Annotated in this window: 1 protein-coding gene; it reads left to right on the top strand. The window is 71.2% G+C overall.

The window, feature by feature from the left end; translation table 11 throughout:
* On the top strand, positions 1 to 243 hold a 243-nt coding region (locus AC0IXR_RS25160; protein ID WP_471762615.1), incomplete at both ends, for a cation:proton antiporter domain-containing protein.

The following is a 243-nucleotide window of genomic DNA, read 5'->3' on the forward strand; positions in this document are numbered from 1 at the left end:
GTCATCCTGGTGCTCGGGGGCATGGTCCTGGCCTTCATCCCCGGCGTGCCGGAGGTGCCGCTGGATCCGGAGCTGGCACTGGCCTTCTTCCTCCCGCCGCTGCTGCAGCTCTCGGCCTATCGCACGGATTGGCGGGCCTTCCGCAGCAACCTGCGCCCCATCCTGCTGCTGGCGGTCGGTGCCGTGGCCTTCACCGCCTTCTGCATCGGCCTCGTCGCCACCTGGCTGGTCCCCGGCCTGCCC

The organism is Methylobacterium sp. AC832 (assembly GCF_979256025.1).